This is a genomic window from Streptomyces sp. TS71-3, from assembly GCF_018327685.1.
In the GTDB taxonomy this organism is placed as follows: Bacteria; Actinomycetota; Actinomycetes; order Streptomycetales; family Streptomycetaceae; genus Streptomyces.
This window is the reverse complement of the sequence record NZ_BNEL01000003.1, coordinates 1,887,783-1,904,767: the sequence shown is the minus strand read 5'-3', so window position 1 is coordinate 1,904,767 and position 16,985 is coordinate 1,887,783. Positions and strand designations below refer to the sequence as shown.

Here is a 16,985-nt window from a genome sequence, read left to right as displayed (position 1 = left end):
GTCGCCGGACCCCGGCGCCTGGGAGGTGGTCATCACCGGTCCTCCTCGGCCTGCCGGGCCGCGGCGAGGCGGACCGCGTCCATGATCTTCTCGTAGCCGGTGCAGCGGCACAGGTTGCCGGAGAGCGCCTCGCGGATGTCGGCGTCGGACGGGTTCGGACGGCGCTCCAGCATCTCGTCGGCGGCGACCAGCAGTCCGGGGGTGCAGAAGCCGCACTGCACGGCGCCGGCGTCCACGAACGCCTGCTGGACGGTCGACAGCTCCGCCGCCGGCCCTCGGGCCCGAGCGGCGCCCCCGGACGCGCCGGGTTCGCCGCCCGCCGGGTGGCCGGTCCGCTCGGCGCGCCGCCGGGCGTGCTCGGCCAGGCCCTCGACCGTGAGGATCTCGCGTCCCTCGGCCTGTCCGGCGGCGACCAGGCACGCGCAGACCGGCACCCCGTCGAGGCGGACCGTGCACGAGCCGCACTCGCCCTGCTCGCACGCGTTCTTCGAGCCGGGCAGCCCCATGCGCTCGCGCAGCACGTACAGCAGGCTCTCGCCCTCCCAGACGTCGTCGGCCTCGTGCCGGCGGCCGTTGACGGTGAAGTGAACGCGCATCAGGCCGCACCTCCTTCCCAGCGGTTCGCGGTGGTGGCGCGGTACGCCTCCCAGGTCCAGGCGAGGGTGCGGCGGGCCATGACGCCGACGGCGTGCCTGCGGTAGTCCGCGGTGCCGCGGACGTCGTCGATCGGGTTGCAGGCGGCGGCGCACAGGGTGGCGAACTGCCGTGCCAGCGCGGGCGGGAGGGGCCCGCCGCGGTCCCACAGGCGCTCCTCGTCGAGTGCCGCGGTCAGGAACGCCTCCGCGTCCTTCGCCCGGACCGGCGTGGGCGCGGCGGAGCCCACGCCGGTGCGCACGGCGCGCTCGGCGGGGTGCAGGGCCAGGGCGAACGCGCAGACGGCGATCACCATGGCGTTGCGCGTGCCCACCTTGGAGAACTGCTGCGGGCCGCTCGCCTTCCTGATGTGCACGGCCCTGATCAGCTCGTCCGGGGCGAGCGCGTTGCGCTTCACGCCCGTGTAGAAGTCGTCGATGGGGATCAGCCGGGAGCCGCGCACCGACTCGGCCTCGACCTCGGCGCCGGCGGCGAGCAGCGCCGGGTGCGCGTCGCCCGCGGGCGAGGCGGTGCCGAGGTTGCCGCCGACGCCGCCGCGGTTGCGGATCTGCGGTGAGGCCACGGTGTGGGAGGCGAGGGCGAGCCCCGGCAGCTGCCGTCCGAGGTGTTCCATGATCTTCGTGTAGGGCACGGCGGCACCGAGCCGGACCGTGGGCCCGTGGCCGTCCCAGGTGCCCAGCTCGTCGATACGGCCGAGGTCCAGGAGCTGTTCGGGACGCCGGTGGCCGAAGTTGATCTCGACCATCACATCGGTGCCGCCGGAGATGGGCACGGCCTGGGGGTACTCGGCCTTGGCGGCGAGGGCGTCCTCCCAGCGGGCGGGGCGAAGGAAGTCCATGCGGGGCTCTCTTCCTCGTCGGGTGGCCGGCGCGGGATCGGGCACGGCGGCATCTAGGTCGTGTCCGGCGGATCTTCGTGGATCAGCCTGCGGCGTCTGGTGCCGTGCATCGCAAGGCGGAGGGTCGTCCTCGTACGGGGCGTACTCGGATGACTCCGACAACGCAGCGAGGTGCGGTGCCAGGCGTCGCGGGCCCACGAAGATCCGCCGGACACGACCTAGCGCTCGGCCGGTGCCGCGTAGAAGCCAGTACAGCGCGTGGCGACGGGCACGGTCAGTCACCGAAAGTCCGAAGGAACCGGCTGTCCGGGGAGCCGACCTTGTAGATTCGTATGAATGGCGGGGTGAGGGCCGCCCGGCCAGCCCCACAACAGATCGGCGGGCGACGGGATGCGGCTGCGCGCACTGCTGGAGACCGACGCGCTGGGCCTCCGGCTGCTCGGCGGCGAGGACGAGCTGGACCGCGTGGTGAAGGGCGTGATGACCACCGATCTGCGCGACCCCAGCCGCTACCTGTCGGGTGGTGAGCTGGTCCTGACGGGCCTGGCCTGGCGGCGCGCGCCGGCGGACTCGGAGCGGTTCGCGGCGCTGCTCGCCGCGGCCGGCGTCGCGGGGCTCGCGGCCGGGCAGGCCGAGCTGGGCGACATCCCGGAGGACCTGGTGCAGGCCTGCGCCCGGCACCGCCTGCCGCTGTTCGCCGTGCACGAGTCGGTCGCCTTCGCCACGCTCACCGAGCACATCGTCCGCCAGGTCTCCTCGGAGCGCACGGGCGACCTGGCGGCCGTGGTGGACCGGCACCGCCGGCTGATGACGGCCGGGCCGGCGGGCGGCGGCCCGGACGCCGTGCTCGACCTGCTCGGCACCGACCTCGACCTGCGGGCCTGGGTGCTCTCGCCGACCGGGCGGCCGGTGGCCGGCTCACGGCTGCCGGGGCCGCCGCTGCCCGCCGAGGTCCCCGGCAGGCTCGCCGCCGCCTACCTGGCCGCGGCCCGCTCCGGGCGGCCGGGGCCGTACCGGGTGGCGGTGGGCCCCACGACCTACTCGCTGTTCGCCGTCCGCGGTTCCGGGCCGCACCCGCCGGGCCCGGGCAGCGCCGGCGCGGCCGACGACCCGCGCGGGGCGGTGCTGTCGGACTGGATGCTCGCGGTGGAGGCCGACGCCGGGGACTGGCCCGCGGAGCGCGGCGAGCTGCTGCACGGCGTCACCCAGCTCATCGCCGTCGAGCGCGACCGGCGCGACGCGGCGCGCACGGTGCGCCGCAGGCTGGCCCAGGAGATCGTGGAACTGGTGCAGGGCAGCGCGCCCGCGGCGGAGGTCTCGGCACGGCTCAGGGTCGCCGCGCCGGTGCTCCTGCCGGGCCTCGGCACCGCACCGCACTGGCAGCTCGTGGTGGCGCGCGTCGAGTGGGACCCGCCGGCCACGGCGCCCGGCGCGCCCGGTCCGCTGCCGACGGGCCCGGTCGCGCGGGCGCTGCTGGAGGAGATCCTCGTCGATCCGCGCGCGGCCGGCACCGAGCCGTCCGACCGGATCGCCGTGGCGCACACCGGGGACGAGGCGGTGGCGCTGGTGCCGCTGGCCTCGGTGGGCGGCGGGCCGGCCGGCGAGCTGCGTGCGGACGCGCTCCAGGACGCGGTGCGCGAGCCGCTGTCCGCGGGGCTCGACGGCGACGGCCGGCTCACGCTCGGGGTGAGCGCCGCGGTCAGGTCCGCGGAGGGGCTGCACGGCGCCCTGGAGGAGGCCCGGCACGCCCGGCGGGTGGCCGCCGCGCGCACCGGCCGGGTCTGCGCAGCCGGCCACGAGGAGCTCGCGTCGCACGTGCTCCTGCTGCCGTTCGTGCCGGACGACGTGCGGCGCGCATTCACGGCGCGGCTGCTGGATCCGCTGCGGGACTACGACCGGCGGCACCGCGCCGAGCTGATCCCCACGCTGGAGGCGTTCCTCGACTGCGACGGCTCCTGGACACGGTGCGCCGCGCGGCTGCACCTGCACGTCAACACGCTGCGGTACCGGATCGGCCGCATCGAGCAGTTGACGGGGCGTGACCTGGCCCGCCTGGAGGACAAGGTGGACTTCTTCCTGGCCCTGCGGATGGCCTGAGGGACCCCGTCCCTGGCCGGAGCGGCCCTGACGGGAGATCACACCGCGCCGCCCACTTTGTGAAATCATTCACTCACGCCCTCTTGGCCGGGCCCGGTCTTCCGTGCTGAGATGCGGCCACGACTCAACATCACAATGGCGTGTTAGGGGAGGGAACGTGGCGCGTACCGCCATGTCTGGTATCGGAGCGACCGCAGAGAACGATCCACTCCAGACCGCGGTATGGCGGCTGCGCTCCCGCGCCTGCTGGGCGGACGCGGCCACGCTCCTCCAAGAGCGCGCCACCACCGACCCGGCGGCGGCCCTCCAGCGCGTCGGCCTGCTCGTCGAGCGGTGCCTGTACACCGAGCAGGGCTGGGCCGAGGCCGAGGACGCCCTCCGGACGGCGGAGGCGCTCGCCCACGACGACGAGGAGCGGGGCGCCGCCGCGTGCGAGCGGGGGCACCTCGCGTACGCCGCCACGCTGCTGAAAGTGCGCGACCGGGCGGACGAGGCGCGGGCCGCGCTGGGGCGGGCCGCCGCGCTGATCCCTCCGGGGGCGCCGGAGCGGGCCGTGCTCGACTTCAGACGCGGGCTGATCGCGGAGAACCTCGCGGGGTCCCCGCAGGCCGCGCGCGCCGCCTACCGCAGGGCGCACGCCGCCGCCGCGACCCACGACGACCGGCTCCTGCTCTCCTTCACCTGGCGGCACCTGGCCGGCCTCGCACTGCGCGACGGCGAGCTGGCCGAGGCCAGGCACGGCTTCGCCGAGTCGCTGCGGATCCGCGAGGAACTGGGGTACCTCGTGGGCACGGCGCCCGCGCTGGCGGCGCTCGCGGACGCGGAGAGCGAGCCGGAGGCGAGCCGGCTGCGGGCCGAGGCTGCCCGCCTCGTGCGGCTCCTGGGCGGAGTGCCCGGGTGGCTGGCGGATCAGTTGGCGCCTTCCGCGGCGTAGCGCCCCTGACGGGGCGCGGGGAACCGGCGGGGTCCCCCACGGCATGCGCCGGGGCGCCTGGCCCAGCCCCTTGCGGTCTCCTCTGCGACCACCCGCCGGTGGGGGTGAGTCGCGCAGTTCCCCGCGCCCCTTTCAAGGGACCCAGCCCCTTGCGGTCTCGTCTGCGGCCACCGGTCGGTGGGTGGTTGCTCGCGCCCACGCGGCGGAGCCGCACATCGATACGGCCCCGCGCCCCTTCGGGGCGCTGACCCCTGCGGTTCCCCTCTGGGGGGCGCGAAGCGCCCAGACGAGGGGCGCGGGGAACTGCGCGAGCAACCACGACGCACCCGAGCCGTCACCACCCACCGGCAGTCCCCTCTGGGGGCGCGAAGCGCCCAGACGAGGGGCGCGGGGAACTGCGCGAGCAACCACGACGCACCCGAGCCGTCACCACCCACCGGCAGTCCCCTTTGGAGGCGCGAAGCGCCTGGACAAGGGGCGCGGGGAACTGCGCGAGCAACCACGACGCACCCGAGCCGTCACCACCCACCGGCAGTCCCCTCTGGGGGCGCGAAGCGCCCAGACGAGGGGCGCGGGGAACTGCGCGAGCAACCACGGCGTACCCGAGCCGTTGCAAAACCGGCGGCAGGCGCCCCTTCGGGGCGCTCGCCTCAGGCGCCCATCGTGCCGCCGTAGTGGCCCCGTACGAGGGACTCGACCACCGGCAGGTCGTGGGCGACCAACGCGTCGAGGAGCGCCGTGTGCTCCGCCGCGGCGGCCAGCAGGCGGGCGCGGCGGCGGCCGGGCGGGCCGCCCGGTGGGGGCCACTGGGCGCGCCGGTGCAGGTCGTCGGCGGTGCGTACCAGTTCCTGGTTGCCGGACAGGTCCAGCACGCCCCGGTGGAACGCGCGGTCGGTCACCGCGTAGGCCACCAGGTCCCCGGCTGCGGCCGCGGCGGCCGTCGCCTCGGCGAGCGGGCGCAGCTCCGTCCAGCACCCGGCGGACACGGTACGGGCCAGGCGCAGGATGACCGGCACCTCGATCAGGGATCTGACCTCCGCCAGCTCGGCCAGCTCCCGATCGCCGCGGCGCACCACGCGAAAGCCGCGGTTCGGCACCACTTCGACGGCCCCCTCGCCCGCGAGCTGCTGCATGGCCTCCCGCACCGGCGTGGCCGACACCCCGAACCGCTCGGCGAGCGCGGGCGCCGAGTAGACCTCGCCGGGCTCCAGGTCGCCGTCCACCAGGGCGGTGCGCAACGCGTCGAGGACCTGCCCGCGCACGGAGCAGCGCTGTATCTGCGGGCGCTCCCCACCCGGCCGCACCGGCGCCGGCGCGTCCGCCGGCGCCTCGCCGGCGTCCGCCCCGCGCTGGCCGGGGACGTCGGAGCGGCCTGCGACGGCCTGCGAACCGGCCGGGTCGCCCGGCCCCCGTGGACCGGCTTCGGGGAGGCCGTCCGCCACGTGCAGTCCCGGCGCCGGCGGGTGCGCCCCCGCGGATGCGCCGCCCTGGTCCCAGGGCGGCCCCGTGGTGCCCGGCCCGGCGCTCCGCGTGCGGGGCTGCTCCACTGCGTGCTCCTTCTGCCCGTTCCCGCGGCCGCGGGTTCCACCGGTTCTGCCGGCAGATCCACCGGTTCCCGTCGGGTTCCGCTGGGTTCCGCCCGTTCCCCCAGGCGTGCGTGCCTTTGCGCGGCTTGTACCGCGGCGGGCGAGGTGCCCGGCACGTGAGCACGATAGGCCGCCGGGGCCCCGGTGGAAACCTCGATCAACTCAGGTAAGGTAAGGCTTACCTGCACACGATCGAGGTTCGGTGGTCCCCGCATGTCCGCTCCTGCCGTGATCATCCGCGCCGCGGGGTCCGGCGCCGCGCCCGCGCTGCCCGCCTCCCCCGTCTCGGACGCCTACGCGCGGCTGACCGCGGCCTTCCCGAGCTTTCGGGTGACCGAGCTGGATCCCGGAGGTCCCCTCCCCGCGGACGGCGACTGGGTCCCCGCGGACGGGCTCGCGGCGGACGGCGCCGCGCTCGACGCCTACCTCGAATGGAACGGCGAGCAGGTGCTGCGGGACCACGGCCGCCAGGCGCGGCCCGACGTGGTGGCGACGTTCGGGCTGCACCGCTACGCGTGGCCCGCGTGCCTGCTGTTCACGGTCCCGTGGTTCCTGCACCGCCGGGTGCCGCGGCTGCCGGTGGCGGACGTCTCGTTCCACCGCTCCCAGGGCAGGATGGCGGTGCGCTCCGCCGGCACGTTCGCCTGCCTTCCCGACGACCCCGCGGCGGCGCTGCCCGGCGCACGGGTGGTGGCCGGCGAGGAGGAGTTGCGCGCGGAGCTGCGCGCGGCCGTGGCGGAGCACCTCGCGCCCCTGCTCGACGCCTTCGGGCCGCGGATGCGGCGCCGCGGGCGCGCCCTGTGGGGCAGCGCCACCGACGAGATCGTCGAGGGCCTCTGGTACGCCGGGCACCTGCTCGGCGAGGAGCAGCGGGCGATGCGGGAACTCGGGCAGCTGCTGCCGGGCGCCACCGCGCCGTACTCCATGGGTGCCGCCTTCCGCGAGCTGGCCGCGCCGGACGGGCGGGCGCTCAGGACCCGGGACCGGGCGAGCTGCTGCCTCTACTACACGTTGAGCCCGCAGAACACCTGCGTGACCTGTCCCCGCACCTGCGACACCGAGCGTGTCGAGCGGCTGAGCGCGAGCGCCGGGGCCGGCGACTGAGCGACCGCGGGGGGCCGGTCTCGGTGTCGCCGGCCATCCGCTATTCTTCGATTCCCTTGCGGTAGGCCTGCGTTCGCTTGGGTCGAACGCAACTGGCATGATCCCTACGGGAGTTCGAGACGAACGCCGTGGCCGGCCCGCGCGGGCACCTCATCGGCGTCCTCTTGCCCCGAAACCCCCGGCATCCCACCGGAACTGAGCCACTATGGCGCCCGAAACGCCCGAACCCGATGCAAGGGACCCTAGATGACACTGACCGACATATCGATGGACTGGTTGCTACCCAGCGCCGTGCTGCTCCTCGGCATGGGTGTGGCGGTCGCGGTGATCGCCCACCAGCGGCGCGCCAAGGAGACCAGCTCCAGCGATGATTCGTGGGAGCGCAGCGAGGAGCGCAGGCGCCGCAAGGAGGCGCTGTACGGCACCGCGTCGTACGTGCTGCTGTTCTGCTGTGCGGCGGTGGCCGCCGCGCTCTCCTTCCACGGTCTGGTGGGTTTCGGCGAGCAGAACCTGGGGCTGTCCGGCGGCTGGGAGTACCTGGTGCCGTTCGGGCTCGACGGCGCGGCGATGTTCTGCTCGGTCCTCGCGGTGCGTGAGGCCAGCCACGGTGACGCGGCCCTGGGCTCGCGACTGCTGGTGTGGACGTTCGCGGGTGCCGCCGCCTGGTTCAACTGGGTGCACGCGCCGCGCGGCATCGAGCACGCGGGCGCGCCGCAGTTCTTCGCCGGGATGTCCCTGTCCGCCGCGGTGCTCTTCGACCGCGCGCTGAAGCAGACCCGCCGGGCCGCGCTGCGCGAGCAGGGCCTGGTGCCCCGCCCGCTGCCGCAGATCCGGATCGTCCGCTGGCTGCGCGCGCCCCGTGAGACGTACGGCGCCTGGTCGCTGATGCTGCTGGAGGGCGTGCGCAGCCTCGACGAGGCCGTGGACGAGGTGCGCGACGACCGCAGGCAGAAGGAGCAGAACCGGCTGCGGCGGCGCGACCACGAGAAGCTGGAGCGGGCTCGCCTGCGGGCGATCAACCGCAGCCACCGGCGCTGGCCGACGCGTGGTGGACGCCAGGTCGACATCCAGACCGCGCCGGCCGTGCCCGCGCTTCCGTCGTCGGAGAGCACCGCCGAGCCGGCGTCGGCCCCCCGTCCCGAGGCGCTTCCGTCGCGTAGCCGGCCGTCGCTCTCCCCGGTGCGGGGTGGGATCGACGCGGTCACCGTGGACCTCACGGCGGAGGATGACACGCAGACGCTGCCGCGGCTGGATTCGCTGGAGCAGAAGCTGAAGGATCTGGAGCAGCAGTTCGGTTGATCCGGCGGACCGGCCGGCCTTCGGCCGGGTTCAGCCGGGGCCCGGTTCCGGGTCGTACCGATGTGCGGGCTCGTCGTGGGTGTTGCGCAGTTCCCCGCGCCCCCTTCCGGCGCTACGCGGATGTCCGCGGCGCCGCGGAAGGAGGCGCGGGGAATTGCGCGTCTAGGTCGTGTCCACCGGCCGGTGGCCGGAAACGGCAGAGAGTGCCCCCTTGGGATCGCGGCGATCTGACGGTCTCGTCGTGGCTGGGCGCGCAGTTCCCCGCGCCCCTTTCAGGCTCAGCCCCGTCCCTTCCGGGGCTTCACCCCGCCACCTCCGGGGCTTCGCCCCGTCCCTTACGGCGTCGCCGCCGCCAGTTCGAACCAGACGACCTTCCCCGTGCCGTTCGGACAGACCCCCCAGGCGTCGGCCAGGGACTGGACGAGGAGCAGGCCCCGGCCGCCCGTGCCCTCCTCGCCGGAGACCCTGGGCTTCGGGACGCGGTCCACGCAGTCCCTGACCTCCACGCGGAGGATGTGCACCTCGACCGTGGCGGTCAGCACGGCCTCGTCGTTGGTGTGCACCAACGCGTTGGTGATCAGCTCCGTCGCGAGCAACTCCGCCGTCTCCGCCCTGCCCGGCTCCCCCCAGTGCTCCAGCAGGAGTCGCAGCGCATGCCGCGTCTCCGGAACCGCTTGGAGATCCGCGTGGCCGACCCTGCGGGTGATGTGCGTCTGCTGGCCTGCCCTTCCATCTTTCCGTGCCTGCCTTGGCCTGTCCCCCGTCAACACGTTGTTACCGGTCCTTCCCCCTGAGATCCCCCTCGAACAGGTACACGAGATGCATGCCCCCTGCGATGGGCCGCACTCGTGTCCTTTCATGCCACACGTATGGCGTCGTCGCCGGGCTCACGGCCGGACCGTGAATACGCACCGCGGCGCTGCGGTGGCGAAGGCCCTGGAAGGCCGTCACAAACGGCTTCCGGGCGGTCCGGGCGTGCCTGCCCGAGCCGCCCGGAACCGTCTTCGGAGGCCGATGAATTTCCGGCCTAAACCGTTCAGGTGCCTGAAAGAAATCCGCCCGGATCGCGAGGCCGGCGCGAGATCCGGTGGATTTCGCGAGTCCCGAATCGGATGCCTCGCCGATTCCGCTGTCCGAGTCGGCGCCCATTCCGACGCCGACACCGGCTACGGCTACGGCTACGGCTACGGCTACGGCTACGGCTACGGTCAGGGCCTCGGCACGTTCCGCAGGTTGGAGCGGGCCATCTGGACCATCCGGCCGACACCGCCGTCCAGAACCATCTTCGATGCCGAAAGCGCGAAACCCGTCACCATGTCCGCGCTGATCCGCGGCGGAATGGAGAGCGCATTCGGGTCGGTGACCACGTCCACGAGGGCAGGGCCCTTGTGCGCGAACGCGTCCTTGAGCGCCCCTTGGAGCTGTTTCGGCTTCTCCACGCGCACCCCGTACGCGCCGCAGGCCCGGGCCACCGCGGCGAAGTCCGGATTGTGGTTGGTCGTGCCGTGCGCGGGAAGGCCGGCGACCAGCATTTCCAGTTCGACCATGCCGAGCGAGGAATTGTTGAACAGCACAATCTTCACGGGAAGCTCGTACTGGACCAGGGTGAGGAAGTCGCCCATCAGCATGGAGAAACCGCCGTCGCCCGACATCGCCACCACCTGCCGGTGCCGGTCGGTGAACTGCGCGCCGATGGCCTGCGGCAGCGCGTTCGCCATGGAGCCGTGCGAGAAGGAGCCGATGATGCGGCGCTTGCCGTTCGGCGTGAGGTAGCGGGCCGCCCACACGTTGCACATGCCGGTGTCGACCGTGAAGACCGCGTCGTCGGCGGCCAGCTCGTCCAGGACGGACGCCACGTATTCGGGGTGGATGGGAACGTGCCGCTCCACCTTGCGCGTGTACGCCTTCACGACGCCCTCCAGGGCGTCGGCGTGCTTCTTCAGCATCTTGTCGAGGAACCTGCGGTCCGTCTTCGGCGAGACCTTCGGGGTGAGGCAGCGCAGCGTCTCGCGGACGTCGCCCCACACCGCCAGGTCGAGCTTGGTGCGCCGGCCCAGATGCTCCGGGCGCACGTCCACCTGCACGATCCGGACGTCGTCGGGCAGGAAGGCGTTGTACGGGAAGTCGGTGCCCAGCAGGATCAGCAGATCGCACTCATGGGTGGCCTCGTAGGCGGCGCCGTAGCCGAGCAGACCGCTCATCCCGACGTCGAAGGGGTTGTCGTACTGGATGAACTCCTTGCCCCGCAGGGCGTGCCCCACCGGTGACTTGATCTTCTCGGCGAACTCCATGACCTCGGCGTGCGCGCCGGCCGTGCCGCTGCCGCAGAACAGCGTGACGCGGTCCGCCTCGTCGATCATGGCGGCCAGCTTCTCGATCTCCTCGTCACCGGGGCGCACGGTGGGGCGCGAGGTGACGAGGGCGTGCTCGGCGGCCTGCTCCTGAGCGGGCTCGTCCGCGATGTCACCGGGCAGCGAGACCACGCTCACGCCGGACTGGCCGACCGCGTGCTGGATCGCCGTCTGGAGCAGCCTCGGCATCTGGCGGCGGTTGGAGATCAGCTCGCTGTAGTGGCTGCACTCGCGGAACAGCTGGTCGGGATGCGTCTCCTGGAAGTAGTTCAGCCCGATCTCGCTGGAGGGGATCTGCGAGGCCAGCGCGAGGACCGGCGCCATCGAACGGTGCGCGTCGTACAGACCGTTGATCAGGTGCAGGTTGCCCGGTCCGCAGGAGCCGGCGCAGGCGGCCATGCGGCCGGTGACCTGGGCCTCGGCGCCCGCGGCGAAGGCGGCGGTCTCCTCGTGCCTGACGTGGATCCACTCGATGCCGGAGTGCCTGCGGACCGCGTCCACGACGGGGTTCAGGCTGTCGCCGACGACTCCGTAGAGGCGTTGGACTCCGGCGCGGACGAGGATGTCGACGAACTGCTCCGCGACGTTCTGCTTGGCCATGGCTTCGGGCACTCCTCGGTGGTTCGTCGGTGCCGCCCGGCCGGGCGGCACCCGCTCACGTCCATGGTCGTCGCAGTCGCGCGTCCGTCGCAGTCGCGGGTGTCACGTCTCCCACACGGCCGCCGCCGTCCGGTCGTCGGCATAGCCCTTCACCCTCACCTGGATGTCCGCGAGGAAGTCGGTGAGGCCGGGCGGGCCGCCATGACCCCAGCCGCGGGTGAGGTGCGCGGCCAGCGCGGCCTCGCCACGGAGCGGCTCGGCGAGCCCCTCGCTGCACATCAGCAGGACGTCGCCGGAGGCCGCGACGGCGGCGTGGAACCGGAAGGCCGGGCGGGCCGGCTCCGGCGGAGCCTGCTCGCCCGGGCGTCCGGGCGGGGTGATCCCCAGGGCCATGGTGAACCGGTCGCCGTACGAGGGCTCCGCGGGCTCGGACCGCGGGTCCGGCCCGCCGCCGTACGGAGCCTGCCCGGACACCTGCCCCGAACCCCGTCCAGGCTCCCGGCCGCCCGGAAGGCCGGGATCGCGCGGATCCCGCGGGGCATCGGGGTAGTACTCCCAGTACGGATCGTCCGGATCCTCCGGTTCCTGCGAGGCGCGCGGGTCGTGCACGGTGCCCGGATCCCGCGGGTCGCGCGCTGCGTACGGCTCATGCGAGCCGTGCGAGGCGTACGGGTCGTGCGCGGGGCGCGGGCCCTGCGGTGGGTACGGCTCGATGTCCTGCCACGCGCCGCCGCGGATCCGGAAGAGGCCGCCGGGACCCACCCCGAAGAAGACGCGCGTGCGGCAGTGCGGGTCGGCCGGCAGCAGCAGGCAGCGCAGGTCCGGGGTGTACTCCTCGGCTCCGGCGCCCAGTTCCACGGCGCGGGCCCGCAGTTTGCCGAGGCTCCGGTCGGTCAGCCGTTGCAGGCCGGCCTTGAGGGCCCCGCGGCGCCCCGCGCCCATGTCCTCCGCGAGGCTGGTGTGGTGGCGCCCGACGAACCTGCCGATCTCCTGGCAGGCCTCGGCGGCGAGCCGGTGAGCGTCCGCGCCGGCCCGGGCGCCGGTGGCCATCGCCACCAGCACCAGCGCCTGCCGCCCGGTGCCGAAGCGCGCGGTGAGCAGGGAGTCGCGGCGCGGCTCGCCCCGGTACCGCGCCGAGTCGCCGCGCACCGAAGCCGCCCGCAGCGTGCAGGAGCCGTACCGGGCGCCGTCCAGCACGGTGTCGGGGACCAGGTCGCTCAGGTCCTCGGGGTTCGCGGGCGGCAGCGCCGTGGGTTCGGCGTCGTAGGTGGGCGGCCGGTCGCCCACGTGCCGCACGGGGCGTGGCACGCGCGCGCCACCGGACGCCGCTCCGCCGTCGGGAACCGTGTCCGTCTCCGGGCCGCCCGATGTGCCGGCAGCGGGGGCCGGCGCGGGAAACTCGGCGAAGGCGGGCGGACGGCGCTCCGCGGGGGCGGGCGCAGGAGGTTCAGGGGACGAGGGAGGTTCAGGGGACGCGGGAGCGGGGCGCTCGGCGGGTGCGGGCGCAGGGCGCTCAGGAGGTGCGGGCGCAGGGCGCTCAGGGGGTGCGGCGTCCTGGTGCGGCCCGCCGGGCTCCGCCGCCGGCCGGCCCGTCGTCGGCGTGGGCCTCTGCCACCAGTCCATGGCGGGGGCGGACGGAGCGGGCGGCTCGGCGGTGGGGGCGGGCGAGCCCCAGGGGTCCCCGCCGGAGGGCCTGCCGAGGTCCGAGGTGGGCGGACGCTGCGGGGGCGAGGCGGGCCGTGGACGCGGTGGCTCCCAGGTCTTCGCGGGCGGCTCCCAGAGGGTGTCAGCAGGGTCCGGGATGTCCGGGACCGAGGTGTCCGGCACTGAGGTGTCCGGGACGGAAGTGTCCCGGACAGACGGGTCCTCACCGGGAGGCGGGGGCGGGGAGACGGCCGCCGAGGCCTCGGTCGTGGTCGGGTCGTAGGCCGGCGGCTCGTACTCGGGGGGCTCGAACGGCGGTGGTTCGTAGGCGGGTGGCTCGTAGGGCGGTGCCTCGAACGGTACGGCGGGGTCGTCGACCAGCCCGAAGCCTCCCTCGCCTGTGGTGGGCGAGGGGCCGGGGGGCAGGGACGCCTCCACGGAGGGCGGTTCGGGCAGCTCCGGAGGTTCGGGAACCCGCGGCGGCTCGGGCAGATGATGCGGTTCGTCCGGACTGTGCGGGGTCGGCGGGATGCGCGGAGTGGGCGGGATGTGCGGGTCGTCCTGGCCGGTGTCCGGCTGGCGCCTTCCGTCCGGCTCGTCCGGCTCGGTGGCGGTCCCCGGATCCCGCTCGGAGGACGGGGTCGGTTCCCTCACGGTGGTGTACGCGGAGGCGAAGCGGTCGTCGAGGGTGTCGCCGGTGCGGGCGGGGCCCGTGTCCTCGGCGTCTTCGTACAGCTCGCCCCACCAGTCGTCTTCGCGGTCCGGACGCCTCTCCCCCTGCTGACTCATGACGTTCATTGTCCACCGCACGGACGGCGCTAAAACGAAACGGAGGGGAAAAACCCGCGGCGTGGCGCGTGTCGCGCGAGAAGAAGACCGCCGGGCGACCCCACCCCCCACGGGAGAGCCGCCCGGCGGTCGCCGGTGTGACCCGGGTCCGCGACCTGCCGCGCACGGCAGACCCGGATCACGGTCTGGGCGGCGGCGTCACCGTATGCATCCGCCAGTTTCCACCGTACGAGTGACCCGGCCGGCCCAAGCGTCCTGTGCTGAAGCATTGTCGTCGAGGGGGACTGGGTGCGTCCACGCGATCCGCAACCTCGGGCACGGCAGCATGCGCCATTCAAGACCTTTCTCGATAGTTTTCCGTCCTTGGCGCGGCGAAACGGAACCCATCGCTACGTTACGTCGTCCGCGCGTGCCGCCGGCGTGCGACCCCTCCGCGGTTCCGCGGGCGGCTCCCCGTACGGGTCGCCCGGTCTGCGGCCCGGCGCCGTCTCCTGCACTCTGGAGCAATGGGAGTGTGGGAGCTCCTGCTGGTCGGGGTCGTCATGCTGCTCGGCCTCGGCGGCGTACTGACGCCCGGTGTGCCGGGGTCGTGGTTGGTGTGGGCCGCGACGCTCTGGTGGGCGTTCCAGGACCGCAGGACGCTCGCGTTGCTGGTGCTCGCCGGTGCCACCCTCGTCCTGCTCGTGGCCCAGGCGGTGCGCCTGCAGCTTCCGCCGCGCCGCCGAAGACAGGGCGTGCTCACTCAGCGGCTGGCGATGCGCGGCGGGCTCGGCGCGCTCATCGGGTTCTGCGTGGTTCCCGTGGTGGGGGCGCTGCCCGGCTTCGTCGCCGGCATCTACCTGGCCGAGCGGGCCCGCCTCGGCAGGCACGGCGAGGCGATGACGGCGACCAGGACGGTGCTGCGGTCGGGCGGCTGGCGCCTCTTCACCGAGTTCTTCGCCGGCCTGCTGATCATGGCGGCGTGGCTGGGGGCGGTGTCGGCGTGAGCCGGTGTCGGCGTGACCGTCGTCGGCGGCTCACGCTCCCGCGCGCCGGCGACCGTCAGGCGGGGATCGGCGGCAGGCTGTGCTCCAGCGCGAGGAGGTGCCGCTTGCGGTCGAGGCCGCCCGCATAGCCGGTGAGCGAGCCGTCGGCCCCGATCACCCGATGGCAGGGGCGCACGATCAGCAGCGGGTTGGCCCCCACCGCGCCCCCCACCGCCCGCATCGCCGCGCGCGAGGCGCCGATCCGGGCCGCGAGGCTCCCGTAGGTGGTGGTCGTGCCGTAGGGCACGGAGTCGAGCGCGGCCCACACCTTCTCCCGGAAGGCCGTGCCCACACTGCTCAGCGGGAGCCGGAACTCCGTCAGCTCACCCGCGAAGTACGCGGCCAGCTGCTCCCTGGCCTGGCGGAACGGCTCCGTCGCGGGCCGCCCGAGCACCCCGGCCGCCACCGCGTCGGGCTTCGGCCGCCCCCGCACGGTCTGCCCCGGCACGGAGAGCGAGGTCAGGGCGCCCGAGGCGTCCGCGGTCAGCAGCAGGTCGCCCAGGGGGCTGGCGACGGTCGTGTAGCAGGTCGTCTCGGCCATCTCGCTCATCTCGGTCATCTCGGTCCTGTGGTGCCCGCGTTCGGTCGTCACCGGGGTGCCCCTGCGGCCCGGAGGTGCTGCCGTGCGTAGGAGCGCCAGGGCCGCCAGCTCTCCGGGGCGGGGCCGTTCGCCGGGCCGACGTCGGGCTCGCCGAGCGCCCGGGTGCGGATCTCGGCGACGGTGCGGGCGTCGATGCCGGGCAGCTCCCGCAGCACCCGCCGGGCGGCCCGGCGGTCGGCGCCGGCGTCAAGCCGCAGCGTGCCGTCGTCCAGGGCGGCGGCGAGGGCGCCGAGCGGCCCGTCGGGCTCCGCGGCGGCGGCCAGCGTGCCGGGCTCGGGGAAGACGTGCCTGAGCGTGCCGTCCGGCGCGTCCAGGGCCTTGCCGTGGTGCTCCACGAGCCGTGCGGCCTCGGCGGGGCCCACGAGGGCACGCACGGCCATCTCCTCCGGGTCCGCGGCGCCCGGCGAGCGCAGGCCCGGGCGGGCCGCCACCAGCGGGGCGAGATCCGGGTCGGCGGCGAGGCGCTCGTCGACGGCGTACGGGTCGGCGTCCAGGTCGAAGAGCCGCCGCAGGCGCTGCACGGCGGTGGTGAGGTCGCGCGGGTCGGTCAGGTGCAGGCGGGCGTCGAGCCAGCCGCCGGGGGCCGTGCCGGCCCGCTCGTCGACGGCGGCGATGCCCGTGCCGTGGGGCAGCCGCAGCGTGCGCCGGTAGGTACGGGAGCCGGGCGCGCCGGTCACCTCCTCGACGCCCCGGACGGCCTCCTCGGCGAGCAGGTCGAAGACGGGGCCGGCCTGGTAGGGGCCGCGGTGGGCGAGGCGGAGGGGTATGCCCGGGGCCGCCGCGGTGCTCGGGCCGGCGGCCGGGGGCGCGCTCGCGTTCGCGGGCCTGCGGCTCCTGGCCGGCCCCCGGAGCTGGGTCGGGGTGAGGTCGTGGATGGCGCGGATGGTCTCGTTGAACTGGCGCACGCTCGCGAAGCCGGCCGCGAAGGCGATCTCCGTGATCGGCAGGGTGGTGGTCGCCAGGAGCACCCGGGCGGTGTGGGCGCGCTGGGCGCGGGCGAGCGCCACGGGGCCGGCGCCGAGTTCCGCGGTGAGCTGGCGCTGCACCTGCCGGGCGCTGTAGCCGAGCCGCTCCGCGAGCCCCGTGACGCCCTCGCGGTCCACCACGCCGTCGCTGATCATGCGCATGGCACGGCCGACGACATCGGCGCGGACGTTCCACTCGGCGGAGCCGGGGACGGCGTCGGGGCGGCACCTGCGGCAGGCGCGGAACCCGGAGCTCTGGGCGGCGGCCGCGGTGGGGTAGAAGCGGACGTTCTGGCGCTTCGGGGTGACGGCGGGGCAGCTGGGCCGGCAGTAGATGCCGGTGGTTTCAACAGCGAAGAAGAACAGCCCGTCGAACCGGGCGTCCCTGCTGCGCACGGCCTCGTACCTGGTGTCTTCGTCGGTCATGCGTCCATTCTCCGGGACGGGGCGGCGGAGGGCTGGCGGAAATCGGACATGGGGTTCCGCCGACCTTCATGG

Annotated in this window: 13 protein-coding genes; 5 read left to right on the top strand and 8 right to left on the bottom strand. The window is 74.6% G+C overall.

What is annotated here, in order from left to right:
• Positions 1-32: 32 nt before the first annotated feature.
• Entirely contained in the window at positions 33-596 is a 564-nt protein-coding gene (locus tag Sm713_RS32230; protein WP_212913498.1) for a (2Fe-2S)-binding protein, read from the bottom strand.
• Positions 596-1,492: a xanthine dehydrogenase family protein subunit M gene (locus Sm713_RS32225; RefSeq protein WP_212913497.1), complete on the bottom strand. Its 897-nt coding sequence runs from the start codon at positions 1,490-1,492 to the stop codon at positions 596-598. The genes Sm713_RS32230 and Sm713_RS32225 overlap by 1 nt, the downstream gene beginning before the upstream one ends.
• A gap of 390 nt (positions 1,493-1,882) precedes the next feature.
• On the opposite strand from Sm713_RS32225, the gene Sm713_RS32220 reads away from it, so the two are divergent.
• Entirely contained in the window at positions 1,883-3,589 is a 1,707-nt protein-coding gene (locus Sm713_RS32220; RefSeq protein WP_212913496.1) for a PucR family transcriptional regulator ligand-binding domain-containing protein, read from the top strand.
• 157 nt (positions 3,590-3,746) lie between these two features.
• Positions 3,747-4,523 carry a hypothetical protein gene (locus Sm713_RS32215; protein WP_212913495.1) on the top strand — a complete coding sequence of 259 codons (777 nt, stop codon included), beginning with the start codon at positions 3,747-3,749 and terminating at the stop codon, positions 4,521-4,523.
• Positions 4,524-5,173: 650 nt separating this feature from the next.
• On the opposite strand, the gene Sm713_RS32210 is transcribed toward Sm713_RS32215, so the two are convergent.
• Complete coding sequence (locus tag Sm713_RS32210; RefSeq protein WP_249416830.1) at positions 5,174-6,070, bottom strand: GntR family transcriptional regulator; 897 nt, start codon at positions 6,068-6,070, stop codon at positions 5,174-5,176.
• A 252-nt stretch (positions 6,071-6,322) separates the two neighbouring features.
• Between Sm713_RS32210 and Sm713_RS32205 the strand changes: the two genes are divergently transcribed.
• A complete protein-coding gene (locus tag Sm713_RS32205; protein WP_212913494.1) occupies positions 6,323-7,213 on the top strand; it encodes a (2Fe-2S)-binding protein in 891 nt (296 codons plus the stop codon).
• A gap of 246 nt (positions 7,214-7,459) precedes the next feature.
• Positions 7,460-8,512: a DUF2637 domain-containing protein gene (locus tag Sm713_RS32200; protein ID WP_212913493.1), complete on the top strand. Its 1,053-nt coding sequence runs from the start codon at positions 7,460-7,462 to the stop codon at positions 8,510-8,512.
• Between the two features lie 335 nt (positions 8,513-8,847).
• On the opposite strand, the gene Sm713_RS32195 is transcribed toward Sm713_RS32200, so the two are convergent.
• The 3 genes from Sm713_RS32195 to Sm713_RS32185 all read right to left on the bottom strand — a co-directional run bounded on the left by Sm713_RS32195 (position 8,848) and on the right by Sm713_RS32185 (position 13,896).
• On the bottom strand, positions 8,848-9,282 hold the full coding sequence (locus tag Sm713_RS32195; protein ID WP_374196099.1) for an ATP-binding protein: 435 nt from the start codon (positions 9,280-9,282) through the stop codon (positions 8,848-8,850).
• Positions 9,283-9,720: 438 nt separating this feature from the next.
• On the bottom strand, positions 9,721-11,463 hold the full coding sequence (locus Sm713_RS32190) for a pyruvate dehydrogenase (RefSeq protein ID WP_212913491.1): 1,743 nt from the start codon (positions 11,461-11,463) through the stop codon (positions 9,721-9,723).
• Between the two features lie 102 nt (positions 11,464-11,565).
• A complete protein-coding gene (locus Sm713_RS32185) occupies positions 11,566-13,896 on the bottom strand; it encodes a protein phosphatase 2C domain-containing protein (RefSeq protein ID WP_249416829.1) in 2,331 nt (776 codons plus the stop codon).
• A gap of 506 nt (positions 13,897-14,402) precedes the next feature.
• On the opposite strand from Sm713_RS32185, the gene Sm713_RS32180 reads away from it, so the two are divergent.
• Positions 14,403-14,882 carry a DUF456 domain-containing protein gene (locus Sm713_RS32180; RefSeq protein ID WP_212913490.1) on the top strand — a complete coding sequence of 160 codons (480 nt, stop codon included), beginning with the start codon at positions 14,403-14,405 and terminating at the stop codon, positions 14,880-14,882.
• A gap of 55 nt (positions 14,883-14,937) precedes the next feature.
• Here the strand turns inward: Sm713_RS32180 and Sm713_RS32175 are convergent, their stop codons facing one another.
• Complete coding sequence (locus Sm713_RS32175; protein WP_212914990.1) at positions 14,938-15,480, bottom strand: methylated-DNA--[protein]-cysteine S-methyltransferase; 543 nt, start codon at positions 15,478-15,480, stop codon at positions 14,938-14,940.
• Between the two features lie 29 nt (positions 15,481-15,509).
• Positions 15,510-16,913 carry a bifunctional transcriptional activator/DNA repair enzyme AdaA gene (locus tag Sm713_RS32170; protein WP_212913489.1) on the bottom strand — a complete coding sequence of 468 codons (1,404 nt, stop codon included), beginning with the start codon at positions 16,911-16,913 and terminating at the stop codon, positions 15,510-15,512.
• Positions 16,914-16,985 lie beyond the last annotated feature (72 nt).

Bases quoted from the DNA above. Each gene is read 5' to 3' on its own strand.
- Sm713_RS32230 (WP_212913498.1), bottom strand. From the start codon at position 596: ATGCGCGTTCACTTCACCGTCAACGGCCGCCGGCACGAGGCCGACGAC.
- Sm713_RS32225 (WP_212913497.1), bottom strand. From the start codon at position 1,492: ATGGACTTCCTTCGCCCCGCCCGCTGGGAGGACGCCCTCGCCGCCAAG.
- Sm713_RS32220 (WP_212913496.1), top strand. From the start codon at position 1,883: ATGCGGCTGCGCGCACTGCTGGAGACCGACGCGCTGGGCCTCCGGCTG.
- Sm713_RS32205 (WP_212913494.1), top strand. From the start codon at position 6,323: ATGTCCGCTCCTGCCGTGATCATCCGCGCCGCGGGGTCCGGCGCCGCG.
- Sm713_RS32200 (WP_212913493.1), top strand. From the start codon at position 7,460: ATGACACTGACCGACATATCGATGGACTGGTTGCTACCCAGCGCCGTG.
- Sm713_RS32190 (WP_212913491.1), bottom strand. From the start codon at position 11,463: ATGGCCAAGCAGAACGTCGCGGAGCAGTTCGTCGACATCCTCGTCCGC.
- Sm713_RS32185 (WP_249416829.1), bottom strand. From the start codon at position 13,896: ATGAGTCAGCAGGGGGAGAGGCGTCCGGACCGCGAAGACGACTGGTGG.
- Sm713_RS32180 (WP_212913490.1), top strand. From the start codon at position 14,403: ATGGGAGTGTGGGAGCTCCTGCTGGTCGGGGTCGTCATGCTGCTCGGC.
- Sm713_RS32175 (WP_212914990.1), bottom strand. From the start codon at position 15,480: ATGACCGAGATGAGCGAGATGGCCGAGACGACCTGCTACACGACCGTC.
- Sm713_RS32170 (WP_212913489.1), bottom strand. From the start codon at position 16,913: ATGACCGACGAAGACACCAGGTACGAGGCCGTGCGCAGCAGGGACGCC.